The sequence below is a fragment of the Candidatus Villigracilis sp. genome, assembly GCF_057083605.1.
Genome location: NZ_JBXMTI010000003.1, coordinates 22,668 through 37,349, shown reverse-complemented (window position 1 = coordinate 37,349; position 14,682 = coordinate 22,668). Strand labels below are relative to the sequence as shown.

Below are 14,682 nucleotides of genomic sequence, written 5' to 3'. Positions count from 1 at the left end.
CAACGACATACATGATTATGAAATGTTTCGATGACTCCGTTTTACTTACTTCTTGCCAACAAAGCTCACTTTTTCAAGCAAACTCGCCCAACAAAAAAGCCTGACCAAACTTCATCAGGCCACCCCGGTAAAGCTGGGGTATTCATTTAGAGTGATCAAAACAATTTCCCAAAAAATCGCTCTCCGTTGAGAGCGGACGATAGTTTACCACAGTTTTTCGATTAAAGTGTCATCAGGATGATAGAGGTTAACGCTGAGGCGATTCCGATCCACTGGTTGCGGGTAAGACGTTCCCTGAGAAAGATCCACGCAAGCAGAACGGTTGCACCGGGAAACAGGGAACTTAATACGGAGGCTACATCCAACCTGCCCGCCTGCCCTGCGAGGATAAAAAACAAGTTACCGGTAATATCAAGAACCCCGTTCAAGGAAATCATGGGGATTGCTGACCTGTCCAATTTCCATGATTGGCGGGTGATGAGCATGTAGAGCGCGACCAGAGTCATGCCACCACCGCGCGAGGCAACCATGGGCCAAATTGTTTCTCCACCGGCAGTGGCTTCATGCATGATAACAAAGTACAAGCCAAAACCAATGCCTGCAAACAGAGGCAGTTTCAAGTCGGAGAGATGCGAGAGGATATCCTTTATGCCATCCTCGCCCTGGGAGACCATCCATACTGCGAAGAGGGCAAAGCCAAATCCAGTCAATGTCAGGAAATCGGGCAGGCCTTCTGTAAATGCGCCTACAAAAACGGGGAGGGCAGCCGCTAATAATGCTGAGACGGGCGCGGCAATGCTCATCAAGCCGAGCGTCATGGCATGATACAAGAGTATTAAACCGATCGTGCCAAATGCGCCTGCAAGCATGGAAAGAAGCCATACTCGAAGATTTGGGATCGGTTCACCGAAAATGGCAGTTGCCAAAAGCAGAACAAGAACACCAACGATTTCGGCATAAAATACAGCGCGATACGCGCCAGTTTTGCGAGCGGCAAGCCCGCCTGTGAAGTCACCTGCGCCCCAGCCAAGCGCGGCGCAGAGACCAAAAAGAATGGATAGCAAATTTACCTCGATACATCCAAAGATTTTTTGATAGAGAAATATTTCTTCAAGCCAAGTATGTGCTTCTCAAGCAGGTTCCAGGTTAATAGAGAGATCAATATGGTAACAATATAAGTTGTACCGATGTATAGTACATAAGGCTTCCACCCACGCATTCCACTATGCCAGAACACATCCAACAAGATCAGGGCGGCGGTCATGTGAAAGAGGTACATGGAATAACTATATTTCCCTAAAAAAACAAGAATGGGATTTTGAAATAATCTGCTCAAAATGTTTTCGGGCGGATGTGTGACAAACACACCGATCAATCCCGCAGAGAACAACGCGGCGGCCGTATATCCGCCAAGCGTGAGCGGCAAACTGCCAAAATCCGGGTGAGGGCTGCCCGGCAATGACATCAGGCAAAGGGCAACAAATACGGCAATGGAAACGGCAGACACCGGAACAGAGAAGCGGCGCACTTGTTCCCTCGCCCCGTTAAAGGTCATGAAGACTGCCAGTAATCCGCCAATAAGCACCTCCTCAAAGCGGGCAAAGGAGGCGTAAAAGAAAAAACTGGTGGCCTGCCCCGGGTCATGCCAGAAAAGAGTCACTAGAATACGCGCCAGCCATGAAATGGCAATATACCCGAGGCTAACTTTGATCAATCTCTGCGGGTTCAAACGGTACACAATAAAGGGCCAGATAAAATAAAACTGCTCCTCAATTGCCAAAGACCAGGTGATGCCCAGGTATTGGGTCATGTGAAAACCATCGAAGAGCATGGCCCAGTTCTGCTGGTAGACCACCATAATCGGCAGTGCGATGTTTAACTGATCGGTAAACTCAGGTTCCACCTTGGGTGCAAACAACAGAACAAGTGCAATGGCGGCATAATAAAGAGGGAAAATCCTCAACACTCTACGCATGTAAAAATTCTTGAAATAATGCTCTTCATTTTTCGCCCGCAAAAGGATAGACGTGATCAAAAAACCCGAAAGCGTAAAGAAGATATCTACGCCCACCCACCCTACAGCTGTAAAATTGGTAATGGTCTCCAAAATGGGATGCTCTGTGAAGTACGCGGCGCGCTTAAAAATGTGCAGAGCCATCACAAGAACGACCGCGATACCGCGCAAACCATCCAGCCCTTTAATATGGTTTTCCATAATGTTATAACATCCTTACTGTGGGTTATTTCCCAGCGGCTTTCGCTCTTTCCAATACCTTCTGCGCGTTCTTCAACAACGGCATATCGATCATCTTGCCATCCAGTGAATATGCACCCTTCCCCTCTTTTTGACTGGCTTCAAAGGTCTCGACGATTCTTTTAGCATATGCAATCGCCTCATCGGATGGAGTGAACGCATCCTGCACCACTGACACTTGATTCGGGTGAATGACCTGTTTCCCACTGAAGCCGAGTCCTGCCCCAAACTGCGCCTCGATTCGCAAAGCTTCCAAGTCCTTATAATCGATGGTGACGATGTCAATGGCCTGTAAATCATTCGCCGCGCAGGCCACCACAACAGCTTGCCGTGCATACAACAATTCAACCGCATCCTTCGTGCGGACAGCGCCAATTGATGCGGCGAAATCTTCTCCGCCAAAAATGATCGCATCCAAGCGCGGATGTGACACAATCTCCTTCAGATTCAAAATTCCCTTGGCCGTTTCCACCCCGATCAAAATGCGGATGGAATTGATCGGCCAGCCATATTTCAACTCAGCGGCTTCGATAATCTTGGATGCCCATTCCACGTGCTCAAAAGATTCCGCTTTGGGAATCACAATCCCATCGGGGCGATACGGTAGTACAGCTTCAATATCATCCTTCTCCCAACCAGAACCCACGGAGTTTATCCTCGCCAGTTTTTCACTTGTTCCAAAATCGAGTTCCTGCAGAGCTTTTGCAATGGTGACACGTGCCTCAGCTTTCTTATTGACCGCTGTGCCGTCTTCCATATCCATGCAAATCGAATCCACACTCAGCGTGATGGATTTCGTGATCATCTTCCAGTTATCGCCTGGCATGTAAAGTAGAGCGCGTCTTGAGTGCATAAGATCTCCGTTGAAAAGTTTGAAAGTTGACAAGTTCAAACGTTGAGCCTGCCAATCTATCAACTTGCTAACCTGCTGACATCTTCAAAAACATCGCTGTTCTCTCAAACTCAACCACAACTGTTCCATCTGGTTTTTTACCCCAGCATTTGATGCGCACAATCCCCACGTCTTTTCGGGATTTCGATTCACGCTTTTCGATAATCTCGCTCTCGGCATAGATCGTATCGCCGTGAAAAACGGGGTTGGGATGATTCACTTTATCGTATCCAAGATTTGCGACAATCGTACCCTCAGTTAGATCAGCAACTGTCAGGCCGACCACCAAGCCAAAAGTAAAGATTCCATTTACCAGCCGTTGACCAAACTCGGTCTTTGAAGCAAAATCCTCGTTCAGATGAAGCGGTTGTGTGTTCATCGTCAGCGCGGAGAATAAGACATTGTCCATTTCGGTGATGGTGCGCCCGCCATGTTTGAACTTCATTCCAACTTCAAGTTCATCAAAATATTTACCTGCCATCGCTTCTCCTAATTATTGACCTGCGTGATCAAGAACTGCGTATCACTGCAAGCCAAATCCATACAAAAGATGTTGATCCATATTTCGCCCTGCCCAATGCGGATACCCTCAGGCAACAGAAGCAAATCATCTTCATTCGTTTTGTTTAACGCATCAATGACGCCATCAGTAAATATCCGATCATAATAACTTTCAAATTCATCCGCAGTGGAAACAACAGTTGGCCCATCAAGATCCACTGTAATTGGATATTTGACCATTTCAGCGATGCCAGCCGAATCTCCAGCCGCAACCCGCGTAAGGAGAATTAACTGGAAGGTGTGCGCCTCTTGCATTTTCTCCTGCGTAATCAACACGGGGCGTGGTTCGATGGTAGCCGTCACAAACTGCGTTGGAAAATCCTCCACGATCACAGTCATTGGTGGAGGCGGAAAATCGTTCGGAGTTGGGAAAATGCCCGCGCAAGCTGAAAGCAGCAATGTAAAAACAAAAATCGTTTTCTTCATTCCTCCACCTCAACTAAAATTTGTTCGCGCTCCACCGTTTCTCCCTGCGACACGTGCAAAGCCGCCACCTTGCCATCCTTTAGAGCCTGAATACGAATCTCCATCTTCATTGCCTCCATGGTTAAAAGGGTCTGGCCTTTCTTAACGACATCCCCTACGCTCACAGCAACGCTTCGCACTTGGCCCGGCATTGGGGCGATCAATCCCCCGGCATGATCATGCCTGACGCCTCGTTTCGCACCCGATGTTTTCGTTATCATGATGGTGTGACCGTCAATCGTCACCCAGCGCTTCGCGCCATCAGAGGAGACGTGAGCGCTCACACGTTCGCCATCGATGAGTAAATCCATACGCCCATGCAAAGCGTCCACACGGACAACTTCAACGGAAATATTTTTTCCATCAAGAGTGGCAACATAATTATCACCTGATGGATTTATTTCAAGGGTTTGCGAATCAAATACAACTTTCATTAAACCTCATTTAGTGTACCGCGGGCAGGCGACCTGAATGTCGCGATACTGTCGATCGCAATGACGAAATCAATTCCTATAATTACCCGTCTGCTTCCACGGGTTGAATGGATCAGTCTCATTTGAAACAGCAGGTTGTGACCTTGCTCCAACGAAGACCACGTCCGAGAGAGCGGCGGCGATCAAACTCTGGAGTCCGACAACTTGCTGTCGGTTATCCAGCAGCAAGCTGCTGGAGTCCAGAGATTGCTCCACCCACTTTGTGGATACTTTTCCATTCATAAAATCTTCATGCTTCAAAACTGCCTGCATAAAGTCAATATTTGTCACCACGCCATGGACAATGAATTCACGCAAGGCAGTTTGCATTCTTTGAATTGCTACATCCCGCGTTTCGGCCTGGACGATTAACTTCGCCAGCAACGGGTCGTAGAAATGAGTCACATCACTACCTGTTTTGAAACCTGAATCCACGCGGATACCTGGGCCCTGGGGTTCTATAAATTGCAGGAGTTTGCCTGTGCTTGGTAAAAACCCATTGGACGGATCTTCAGCGTAGATACGGCATTCAATGGCGTGCCCATGCTGGTGGAAGTCATCTTGTGTGAACGGAAATTTCTCTCCCGCAGCGATTCGAATCTGCCACTGGACAAGGTCAATACCTGCGACAAGTTCTGTGATGGGATGTTCCACTTGCAGGCGGGTATTCATTTCGAGAAAATAATATTGTGATGTTTTCGGGTCAAAGATGAATTCGATAGTCCCTGCGTTGTAATAGCCAACAGCTTGCGCAGCTTTGACGGCAGCTTGTCCCATTTCTTCACGAAGTTCTGGAGTTAATAATGGCGATGGAGTCTCTTCTATTATCTTCTGATGTCTTCTTTGAACAGAACATTCACGTTCAAAAAGATGAACAAGATTGCCGTGCTTATCGCCAAAGACTTGAAATTCAATATGATGCGCGTCCGCGAGATATTTTTCGATCAGCAATCTTTCGTCACCAAAGGAATTCAATGCCTCACTTCTCGCGGATTCAATGGCCTCGCTCAATTCACTTTCTTCATTGACCACGCGCATACCTTTGCCTCCACCACCCGCCGCAGCCTTGACCAGGACAGGATAGCCAATTTCCTTTGCGGCCTTCTTGAAATCATTATCTGATTCCAATCCTTCAAAACCAGGGACGGTTGGCACGCCCGCCTTTTTCATCATTATTTTCGATTCAGCTTTATCGCCCATGGCGCGGATGGAATCCGCCGAAGGGCCGATAAAGGTCAGGCCAGCAGAAGCAACTGCGGCGGCGAAGGATGCGTTCTCAGAGAGGAATCCATAGCCCGGATGAATGGCATCCGCTTTTGAGTCGAGAGCGGCACGGATGAGTTTATCCGCATTCAAATAAGATTCTTTTGGAGCGGCGTCACCAAGCAAAATGGATTCATCTGCAAGTTGAACATGTTGCGCGTGCTCATCGGCGGATGAATACACGGCCACGCTTGCAATGCCAAGTTCGCGACATGCACGAATAATTCGTATTGCAATTTCACCGCGATTGGCGATGAGAATCTTATTGAACATGTTTTAGTAATTCCAATTCTCTTTCGGCTCTCAATCCCGCCTTCCATTCATAATCAGCAGGGCGCTCGGATGCCCAGGCAAGGGTATCTTTGACAGTCTCGGCAAGCGGAGAAATGACGAGGCCTGCGTGCATGGCTTTGGATACATCCACACGTGCAGCACCTTTGTCTTCATCCGTATCGGGGAGCCAGGCGGGCATGTCGCTCCAGGGTGCCACATTGTTTTCATTAAGGAATTCAACCGATGCCCATTTAAAATTCGCGTCACCGCCGCTGACTTGTTTGCAGGTTTCAAACAAGGTTCCCAGAGGCAATGGCTCACCCGTGGCATTGAATACACCAGATAAATTTTGTTCGATCAACAGGATGATGAAATCAGCAAGGTCGCGGACATCGATGATTTGCGTGAACGCTTCGGGGTGGTCAGGCACTAACACATCGCCGCCGCGCGCGATGCGCACCGGCCAATAGGTGAAGCGATCGGTTGGGTCATGTGGACCAGCGATCAGCCCGGGGCGGATGATCAATGAATTGATTCCAAAAACATCCTGCACAGCTTTTTCACATAAGGCTTTGCGCGGGCCATAGGCCTCGGGAGTATTTTCTTCATTCGCTTCATCTTCTATTTTTCCGACGGCATCGCTTTCATTGATACCGATTTTGCTGAAGTCGGAATAAACAGAAATACTGGAGATAAAGACATAATGGTCGACTTTATCCTTCAACGCTTCAGCCGACATACGGACGATGCGCGGGAAATATCCGCAGGTATCGATGACCGCATCCCACTGCCCCTCTGACAGTTGATCCAGATTTTTTTCGCGGTCTCCTCTGATGGTTTTTACTTTTCTATAAAGATCGGGGTTGGTTTGGCCGCGATTGAAGAGTGTGACTTCATGTCCACGTGCGCGGGCAGTGTTGACGAGGTGTCGCCCCAGAAAACGTGTACCGCCGATGATTAGGATTTTCATTTTTCACCTTTCACATGTCGTTGCAAGGAGCGCTCTTGCTATTTGCGACGAAGCAATCTCCACTACAGCGGGAGGATTGCTTCGTCGGGACGAACACCCTCCTCGCAACGACATATTTCCATATTATTTCTTCATTCTTACAAGCCTTGTTTCAACAGCCTTTGCTTCTTCACCTTCGGGACTGATGTTATAGGCGGTGATGATAAGACCATCACCGATCAACTCAACTTCGGTGCGCCAGCCCCAATCGGGGCCTTCTGCGGGGTCGGGATAACTACCCGTGACGGAGAAGCCATTTTCTTTTTCCGCGCCCACGCAGAACATGATGCCTGTGTTGTTATGGAAGGAGTCGACCCACGATGCTTCAAATTGTTCGAGTGTGGTGTTGTAGCCGAAGGTGAACATTCCATGCTGAGCTTCGCCTTCGATGGAAGTTTGATAAAGATAAAGTGCGAAGCGGCCTTCAAGCAGGAGTTGAATGGTTCCGACAATAGGGGATTCATCTGTAAGCTTGTCAGGTTCAAGCCAAAGTTTGGAAGTGCCGCGCCAATTACCAGCGAGCCTTGCAAAAAAATGGTGAGGGGTGTCGATTGAAGTTGGGAAAGTCATGGTGAAAAATCCTGTTTTATGTAAAAGTTTAATTGTGTCATCCTGAAGGAGCGTTCTTCGCGACTGAAGGATCTCGCTCACCGCGATAGAGACTCTTCGCTATCGCTCAGAGTGACACGAATTGATATTACATCCTAAACACGCCAAAACCGCCTTCTTCTTTTGGCGAGTTGAGTACGATAGATAATGCCAATCCCAATACCTGACGTGTTTCATCAGGGGCAATGACGCCATCATCCCATAGACGTGCAGAGGAATGATAGGGACTGCCTTCGGTTTCGTATTTCTCCAATAGTGGACGTTTGAACGCTTCCGCTTCTTCCGCGCTTAGAGTTGGTTTGCCTTCTCTGACGAGTTGATCTTGTTTGATGGTGAGCAAAACATTCGCGGCTTGTTCGCCACCCATCACGGAGATTCTTGCATTCGGCCACATCCATAAAAAGCGGGAGCCGTAGGCGCGGCCTGCCATGGCGTAGTTACCTGCGCCGAAAGAGCCACCGATGACAAGAGTCAACTTGGGGACTCTTGTGGTCGCAACGGCATGGACCATCTTCGCGCCGTCTTTGGCGATGCCGCCTGTTTCATATTCCTTGCCGACCATGAAGCCAGTGATGTTTTGCAGAAACAGCAACGGAATTCCGCGCTGATCACAGAGTTCGATGAAGTGAGTCCCTTTGAGCGCGGACTCGCTGAACAACACACCGTTGTTGGCGATGATTCCAACAGGGTATCCATGAATGCGGGCGAAGCCAGTTACTAACGTAGTTCCATAACGCGCTTTGAACTCGCGGAACTTGGAACCGTCCACGATGCGGGCGATGATCTCGCGCACATCGTAGGACTCTTTGAAGGTACGCGGCAGGACGCCGTACAATTCGTCAGGGTTGTATAAAGGTTCTTCGGGGGGAGCAACTTCCAGCGCGGAAAGATGCGAGTGAACATGTCCTCGGGGCAGAGTCTCTACGATGCTGCGTAATATCTCGATGGCATGATCATCATCCTCGGCGAAGTGATCGGCAACGCCACTCTTCCTAGTGTGGACATCCGCGCCGCCCAATTCTTCAGCAGTAACATCCTCACCCGTGGCAGCTTTAACAAGTGGCGGGCCGCCAAGAAAAATTGTGCCCGCACCTTTGACAATGATGGCCTCATCACTCATCGCAGGGACGTACGCCCCACCCGCGGTGCAACTGCCCATGACGGCGGCGATCTGCGGGATGTGCTTGGCAGACATGCGCGCCTGATTGTAAAAAATGCGACCGAAGTGATGCGCGTCGGGGAAGACCTCATCCTGCAAAGGCAAAAACGCGCCGCCCGAATCAACAAGATACAAACATGGCAGATGATTCTCTTCGGCAATCTGTTGCGCGCGCAAATGTTTTTTGACTGTCATCGAAAAGTATGAGCCACCTTTGACCGTGGCGTCGTTGGCGACGATCATCACTTCGCGGTTAGAGATTCGTCCGATGCCTGTGACGATGCCAGCGCATGGCGCTTCGTTGTTATACATGTTGGTTGCGGCTAGCGCAGAGAGTTCAAGAAATGGCGCACCAGGGTCGAGCAAACGTTCGATGCGTTCTCGCACAAAAAGTTTGCCCTGCTCTTCATGGCGCTGACGATATTTCTCACCGCCGCCCTGTCTTACGAGAGCGAGTCGTTCTTTGAGTTCTCGCGCGAGAGCGCGGTGATGTTCAGCGTTAGCTTTAAATTCGGGGGAGTTGGGATCGAGATGAGATAAATAAGTTTCCATGTGGCTCACTATTAAAAGGATTTCAAGAGTTTAGCATAAGCGATGGATGTGGTAAAGCAAATAATCAGCCGCCTCACAATGGAAAATAATGGATGAATGTCAGTTGTAATTTGTGTCAGTTTCTGCAAAGATATATGTAACCTAAGTTGCTACTTTGAAATAAGAAGAAACGTGTCACCCTGATGGAGCGTGTTTTCCGCGACTGAAGGGTCTCCGTTCATGGTGTTAGAGATGCTTCGGGGCAAGGAACGCCCCTCAGCATGACACAACGGGAGTATGGTGGCAACTTACGTTATTTATTGATCGCCCTTCGACTGTGGTCGATATGCCAAAAAAACATGGGCATTCGACCTCCGCTCTGGGCGAATTTATTCAAAGGAGAATCGCTGATGAGACCTGTTTACGCAATCTCTGGGGGTGTATCGAAATTCGCAAAGGCTCGACCCGATAAAACCTTCCAGGCTGTGATCAAAGAGGCGTATGACTATGCCATTGATTCTATTGGATTGGACTTCCCAACCTTCACGCGCTGTGTGAATGGTTCGGTGGCTTCATACTTCTCGGATCATTTCAGCCGACAGTTGATGGCTGGAATCATGGCACAGGACTACCTCGGGCTGTGTCCCAAACCCGGTCATCGCGTTGAGGGCGGCGGCGCAACGGGCGGAATTTGTTTCCAGGAAGCATGGAAATCTGTCGCCTCGGGTCACATGGATGTGTGCGTAGCTTATGGCTTCGAGACCATGTCACATGTGGAAACGTGGAAAGGAAATGAATTCATCGCATTGGCCTCTGACGTGTCGTTTGATTATCCCGTCGGAGGTTTTTATTCGGGCTATTACGCCATGATGGTCACGCGTCACATGAAGGAGTTTGGCACAACGGTTGAGCAACTCGCGCACGTTAGCGTTAAGAATTACATCAATGCTTTTCACAACCCGTATGCGCAGAAGAGTCAGCGCATTAGCATCAAGGATGTGCGCAACTCGCCGATGGTGGCGTGGCCGTTGACGCGGCTTGACATCTGCGTCATGTCTGACGGCGCGGCGGCGGTTATCTTGTGTTCGGAAGAGGGGTTGAAAAAACTCGAAGCTGCAGGAGCCAATATCACGCGGCCATTGGTGAAAGTGACGGGCATTGGGCGCGGCACAGATATGATGCGCATGGCAGACCGTCCGCATGTGGATTACGACAACTTCATGGAAAACTATGCCACTGAGCAGGAGAAATCGTCAGATGAGACGAAGGCATATTACAAAAAACTTTGGGATCACGGCACGCGCTATCCTGGAGTCCACTCGTTCCGCGCGGGGCGCACGGCGGGCAACATGGCGTGGAAACACGCGGGCATTTCCGACCCGTTGAACGAGCTGGACTTTGTTGAATTGCATGATGCATATACTTCAAGCGAAATCCAAACTTATGAGGATTTGGGATTGTGCCGCTACGGCGAGGGCGGACCTTTTGCTGAATCGGGCAAAGCCTTTTTGCCGAACATTGACTATGGCTTGAAGTTGAAAGACAAACCCACCTGCGCGGTAAATCCCTCGGGCGGATTGATCGCTTGCGGACATCCTGTCGGCGCGACGGGACTCATGCAGGGAGTGTTCGCTACGTGGCAACTCCAAGGGACGATCAAAAAACATTTTAACGACGACCAGCTACAGGTCAAGAATGCGAAGCGGGGCGCGATTCATAGTCATGCAGGCACGGGGACTTATGTCTCGGTATCTGTGTTGGAGAGAGAGGATGGTCTCGATACGTCCCGCTAAGATCATGCGGGACTACTCGACCACCGAATAAGGAAAATTACTATGGCTAAGTTACCTTCACAACGCGAAGAAACATTGGGCGGTTACATCGTCCACGGTATTCCGTTTCCTGTAAGCACTGATGAAGAGGCGCTGCAATTTCTCAAGAAGATGGCGCCGATCCAGATCGAGCAGGAATATAAGATTACGTACCTGCATTCCTACGGACAGGACAGCCCGTGGTTCGCGGCGCTGACGAATAAGCGGCTGCTCGCTTCGCGCGACGCCGAAAGCGGATACACCACCGCAAACCCGCGCGGCCACGATATGTATTCGGGCGAAGAGACTAAATGGATCGACATCACGAACGTGCCCGCGCATGTGCATGCCTTCACCGTCTGTTACTTCGGCTCGGAAGAGTTCCTGCCCGAATGTCCGTTCGTGCTGGCGTTGATCGAGTTCGAGGATGTGAACACGTTATTGCTGACACGTCTCATGGGTGTTGACCCCGCCGCCCCCGCGCTGGATTGGATCGGCATGGAAGTGAAGCCAAAATTCCTACGCAATTCGAAGCTGAAGCCGACGGATGTTTATTTTGTGCCGAAGGGGAGTGATGAGTTACGAGAAATGAGTAAAAAGTAACGAGTGATAAGTAAAAAGGACTCAGTTCAATTGGCTGAGTCCTTTTTGGTTATTTGTCATTATGACGGTGGTTGAGTAGGCGACGATGCTCTTTCGTCGCTGTATCGAAACCACACCTCTGAATTTCAAGTTTACTTTCCATTGCTAATTTCGACCCCTCTGTCCTTCGGACATCTACCACTCGCATTCGCTCGGGTACGATGTCCCCCATTTGAAGATCACAAATGGGGGAGAACTGAAATCTAAATTTTTATAAAAACAGCACATTCCCCTTCCCCCAAATCCGCTCGTTGATTTGGGGGAAGGACGGGAAGGGGGTGGCCTACAACTTCTCCAACATCCTCCCCGCTTCCTCATACGCCACCTTGTAATAATACGGCGGACCATCATCACAATGCGCGAGCTTCAGCGCGGACTCGGCATATTCCTTTGCCTTGGCTTTATCCTTCTCCTGCTCCAGCGCGTATTGGGCGAGGAAGAGATTCACATCCGCCCCCTGCAAGACGTACCCGCTGCGCTCCGTGATCGTCAGCGCCTCGGACGCTTTTTCCTGCGCGTCCTTGAAGTCACCTTGAGCGTAACGCAACCGCGCCAGGTCGAGCAGGATGTCGGCTTCATGGTCAACCGCATTGATTTGCCGACACAGATTGAGCGCATTGGACAAGTTTTCTTCTGCTAGAGTCAATTCGTTGTTGGCACGATATGCCGCGCCGAGCAGCCAGTAAGCGCGAACATAATCGCGTGGAATAGGATAGCCAGCACCATGTTTGTCTGCCAGTTCAAGAGCGTATTGGGCACATTCGATTGACGATTTCAGATTTACGGTAGACGATTGATTACTGCCAACCGCCTCCCTTGCCATGAGCAGGAAACGCAGGGCGCGGTATGACCAAATAGTAGACTGTCCTTGAACATGATTGTTTTTCTTGAAAATATCATATGCTTCGGAAAGATTATGTTCAACATCTTGCCAATTTCCACAATAATTCAAAAGCCGCCCTAAATCGCGATATTCGCTTGCCATTATATAGGCTTCTGCATTAATCTCACGGCACAGGTCAATACTGCGGCGCAGGTTGCGCCCCCCGGCGCTCAACGCGCCAGTTCTGATTTGGTCAAGTGCCACATTCCCCAACCCGATGGCGACACTTTTCTTGACGCCTTGTTTTTCTCGAATGGCAATTTGCATTTTAAACAGCGAAACGGCGTGGCGTGACTGTCCGCTCAGGGTGTAGGAGTTGGCGAGTCCGTTGAGAGTCCATGCTTGGTCGCCTTCTTTTTTCAAGCGCGGCGGTTTATCTTCGCCGTCAAGAAATAAAGCACGTAAAAGTTCAATGCGTAGTTGATATGCGCCGAATTGATAATAAGTTGACGTTGATATTCGGTCATAAAACAACTTCAATGCCTCATCCAAATTCCCCGCCCTGACCATGTGATGATACAGTTCGATGGCGGGCGCGAGGTCTTCCAGTTTATCTACCTTTTCGGGCTTGGGCACGGCGTCAAAGTAGTTCACTAAACTGGTGTGTGCAGCGGTTCGGTCAGAGGCAGTCAACTGATCGTAGGCGAAGCGTCGCACGATGGGGTGCAAATCAAATATCTTATTATTCTTGTCATATTGCAACAGGCCGCGCTTTATCAAATCGTGTAAATCGTTTTCCAAAGTTTCTTTGTTTTCAGTGATCGATTCCAGTGTGTCAAGTCTTGTGGAAGAACGAAAACACGCTATCGTGCTGAGTAATTTTTGCTGGCGAGATGAAAGTCCATTGTACGAAACTTCAAGGATGTGGTTTTGATGATCTGCTATATCGCCACTTACGTTTAGTTTCTGGGCAACTACAATATCACCAGCATTTTTGAAATCGCTCATGATATGCCCTGTCAACAAGCCCAGGCTAAGGGGGTGCAATCCATACGATTTGCACACCTCTTCAACCTCATGATTGGTTCCCTTTTGAACGCCCTGTGCTCTAAAAAATGCGATGGCATCATCCTTGTGCATGGCCTTGAGTTCTTCTTCGCGACAACCTTGAATAAACTGTCCAAACTTTTCGAGAGCCCGCGGGGTCATTCGCGTGGTCATCAAGGCTCTGCTCTTCATGTTGGGCATCGAGCAAATGCCTTTCAGGAAATGCTCTGTATTGAGATCAACACAATCACGATCCGTATCTTCCTGCTTTTTATCTTCGTCACTTTGGTGTGAAGCATTCATGTTTCCATAGGCGCGGAGAAGGCGTTCAAAGCCATCCATGATGAGCAATACTTTTTGAGATTGCATACCGTTGAGCAATTCATCCACCTGATCGCGCTTTCCTTGAGGAATGTCAAGTTTGAGGTACTTGAGAGTTTCTTCAATAAAGTGCTCGAAACTCGCATCTCCTTCGTAGAATGACCAGAAGACAACTTTCGTCCATATTTCGGGATTCACATCGTGGGTCAGCCAGTGCCACGAGAGAGCAGATTTACCGAATCCACCTAATGCACGAAGAATGAATAAGTGGCTTTCGGAATCTTCATTCAGCCATTTGGCAAGCATGGCGCGCTCGGCCACACGTCCCGTAAAGTTGGGAGGCATTGGATAAGGATGTTTGAGATTCCAGTAATCGGGTTCGTGTTTTTCGATGTTGGCTGAGACAGCCGCGTAATAATTGACAACATTGTTGTTGCCAGCGAATACAACCGCACTATTCACGTTTCCCCCGATACTCAGGTCAATGTTTTGAGGCGTAATTTCAGGTTTTGCTTTCTTTGACTTGTTTGGTTTATTTTTCTCTGCCAT

Annotated in this window: 13 protein-coding genes; 2 read left to right on the top strand and 11 right to left on the bottom strand. The window is 49.2% G+C overall.

All coding sequences use genetic code 11. The features are described 5' to 3' along the window. Positions 1–221 precede the first annotated feature (221 nt). From AC14M5_RS00700 to AC14M5_RS00655, 10 genes are all read right to left on the bottom strand, one after another. Positions 222–1,064 (bottom strand): GRP family sugar transporter, encoded by an 843-nt coding sequence (locus tag AC14M5_RS00700; RefSeq protein WP_484027694.1) that lies wholly within the window; start codon positions 1,062–1,064, stop codon positions 222–224. A 2-nt stretch (positions 1,065–1,066) separates the two neighbouring features. Further along, positions 1,067–2,215 carry an acyltransferase family protein gene (locus AC14M5_RS00695; RefSeq protein ID WP_484027693.1) on the bottom strand — a complete coding sequence of 383 codons (1,149 nt, stop codon included), beginning with the start codon at positions 2,213–2,215 and terminating at the stop codon, positions 1,067–1,069. 25 nt (positions 2,216–2,240) lie between these two features. Continuing rightward, positions 2,241–3,107 (bottom strand): HpcH/HpaI aldolase/citrate lyase family protein, encoded by an 867-nt coding sequence (locus AC14M5_RS00690; RefSeq protein WP_484027692.1) that lies wholly within the window; start codon positions 3,105–3,107, stop codon positions 2,241–2,243. 67 nt (positions 3,108–3,174) lie between these two features. Beyond that, positions 3,175–3,627 (bottom strand): MaoC family dehydratase, encoded by a 453-nt coding sequence (locus AC14M5_RS00685; RefSeq protein WP_484027691.1) that lies wholly within the window; start codon positions 3,625–3,627, stop codon positions 3,175–3,177. 8 nt (positions 3,628–3,635) lie between these two features. After that, a complete protein-coding gene (locus AC14M5_RS00680) occupies positions 3,636–4,133 on the bottom strand; it encodes a hypothetical protein (protein WP_484027690.1) in 498 nt (165 codons plus the stop codon). Beyond that, complete coding sequence (locus AC14M5_RS00675; RefSeq protein WP_484027689.1) at positions 4,130–4,606, bottom strand: biotin/lipoyl-containing protein; 477 nt, start codon at positions 4,604–4,606, stop codon at positions 4,130–4,132. Before AC14M5_RS00675 ends, AC14M5_RS00680 begins: the two co-directional genes overlap by 4 nt. Before the next feature lie 69 nt (positions 4,607–4,675). Further along, entirely contained in the window at positions 4,676–6,181 is a 1,506-nt protein-coding gene (accC, locus tag AC14M5_RS00670) for an acetyl-CoA carboxylase biotin carboxylase subunit (protein WP_484027688.1), read from the bottom strand. After that, positions 6,171–7,151 (bottom strand): SDR family oxidoreductase, encoded by a 981-nt coding sequence (locus tag AC14M5_RS00665; RefSeq protein WP_484027687.1) that lies wholly within the window; start codon positions 7,149–7,151, stop codon positions 6,171–6,173. Before AC14M5_RS00665 ends, accC begins: the two co-directional genes overlap by 11 nt. Positions 7,152–7,274: 123 nt before the next feature. After that, positions 7,275–7,760 (bottom strand): DUF1579 domain-containing protein, encoded by a 486-nt coding sequence (locus AC14M5_RS00660; RefSeq protein WP_484027686.1) that lies wholly within the window; start codon positions 7,758–7,760, stop codon positions 7,275–7,277. Positions 7,761–7,887: 127 nt separating this feature from the next. Further along, the gene (locus AC14M5_RS00655; protein ID WP_484027685.1) at positions 7,888–9,510 is read right to left on the bottom strand and encodes a carboxyl transferase domain-containing protein; all 1,623 of its coding nucleotides are present in this window, start codon (positions 9,508–9,510) and stop codon (positions 7,888–7,890) included. A 389-nt stretch (positions 9,511–9,899) separates the two neighbouring features. Between AC14M5_RS00655 and AC14M5_RS00650 the strand changes: the two genes are divergently transcribed. Continuing rightward, positions 9,900–11,282, top strand: coding sequence for a thiolase C-terminal domain-containing protein (locus AC14M5_RS00650; protein ID WP_484027684.1), 1,383 nt, complete (start codon positions 9,900–9,902; stop codon positions 11,280–11,282). 42 nt (positions 11,283–11,324) lie between these two features. Beyond that, positions 11,325–11,903 carry a Zn-ribbon domain-containing OB-fold protein gene (locus AC14M5_RS00645; RefSeq protein WP_484027683.1) on the top strand — a complete coding sequence of 193 codons (579 nt, stop codon included), beginning with the start codon at positions 11,325–11,327 and terminating at the stop codon, positions 11,901–11,903. Positions 11,904–12,225: 322 nt separating this feature from the next. On the opposite strand, the gene AC14M5_RS00640 is transcribed toward AC14M5_RS00645, so the two are convergent. Further along, entirely contained in the window at positions 12,226–14,682 is a 2,457-nt protein-coding gene (locus AC14M5_RS00640; RefSeq protein ID WP_484027682.1) for a tetratricopeptide repeat protein, read from the bottom strand.

What these genes read in the sequence shown, in the direction of transcription:
- AC14M5_RS00695 (WP_484027693.1), bottom strand. Translation starts at nt 2,215, where the DNA reads ATGGAAAACCATATTAAAGGGCTGGATGGTTTGCGCGGTATCGCGGTC.
- AC14M5_RS00690 (WP_484027692.1), bottom strand. Translation starts at nt 3,107, where the DNA reads ATGCACTCAAGACGCGCTCTACTTTACATGCCAGGCGATAACTGGAAG.
- AC14M5_RS00685 (WP_484027691.1), bottom strand. Translation starts at nt 3,627, where the DNA reads ATGGCAGGTAAATATTTTGATGAACTTGAAGTTGGAATGAAGTTCAAA.
- AC14M5_RS00680 (WP_484027690.1), bottom strand. Translation starts at nt 4,133, where the DNA reads ATGAAGAAAACGATTTTTGTTTTTACATTGCTGCTTTCAGCTTGCGCG.
- AC14M5_RS00675 (WP_484027689.1), bottom strand. Translation starts at nt 4,606, where the DNA reads ATGAAAGTTGTATTTGATTCGCAAACCCTTGAAATAAATCCATCAGGT.
- accC (WP_484027688.1), bottom strand. Translation starts at nt 6,181, where the DNA reads ATGTTCAATAAGATTCTCATCGCCAATCGCGGTGAAATTGCAATACGA.
- AC14M5_RS00665 (WP_484027687.1), bottom strand. Translation starts at nt 7,151, where the DNA reads ATGAAAATCCTAATCATCGGCGGTACACGTTTTCTGGGGCGACACCTC.
- AC14M5_RS00660 (WP_484027686.1), bottom strand. Translation starts at nt 7,760, where the DNA reads ATGACTTTCCCAACTTCAATCGACACCCCTCACCATTTTTTTGCAAGG.
- AC14M5_RS00655 (WP_484027685.1), bottom strand. Translation starts at nt 9,510, where the DNA reads ATGGAAACTTATTTATCTCATCTCGATCCCAACTCCCCCGAATTTAAA.
- AC14M5_RS00650 (WP_484027684.1), top strand. Translation starts at nt 9,900, where the DNA reads ATGAGACCTGTTTACGCAATCTCTGGGGGTGTATCGAAATTCGCAAAG.
- AC14M5_RS00645 (WP_484027683.1), top strand. Translation starts at nt 11,325, where the DNA reads ATGGCTAAGTTACCTTCACAACGCGAAGAAACATTGGGCGGTTACATC.
- AC14M5_RS00640 (WP_484027682.1), bottom strand. Translation starts at nt 14,682, where the DNA reads ATGGCAGAGAAAAATAAACCAAACAAGTCAAAGAAAGCAAAACCTGAA.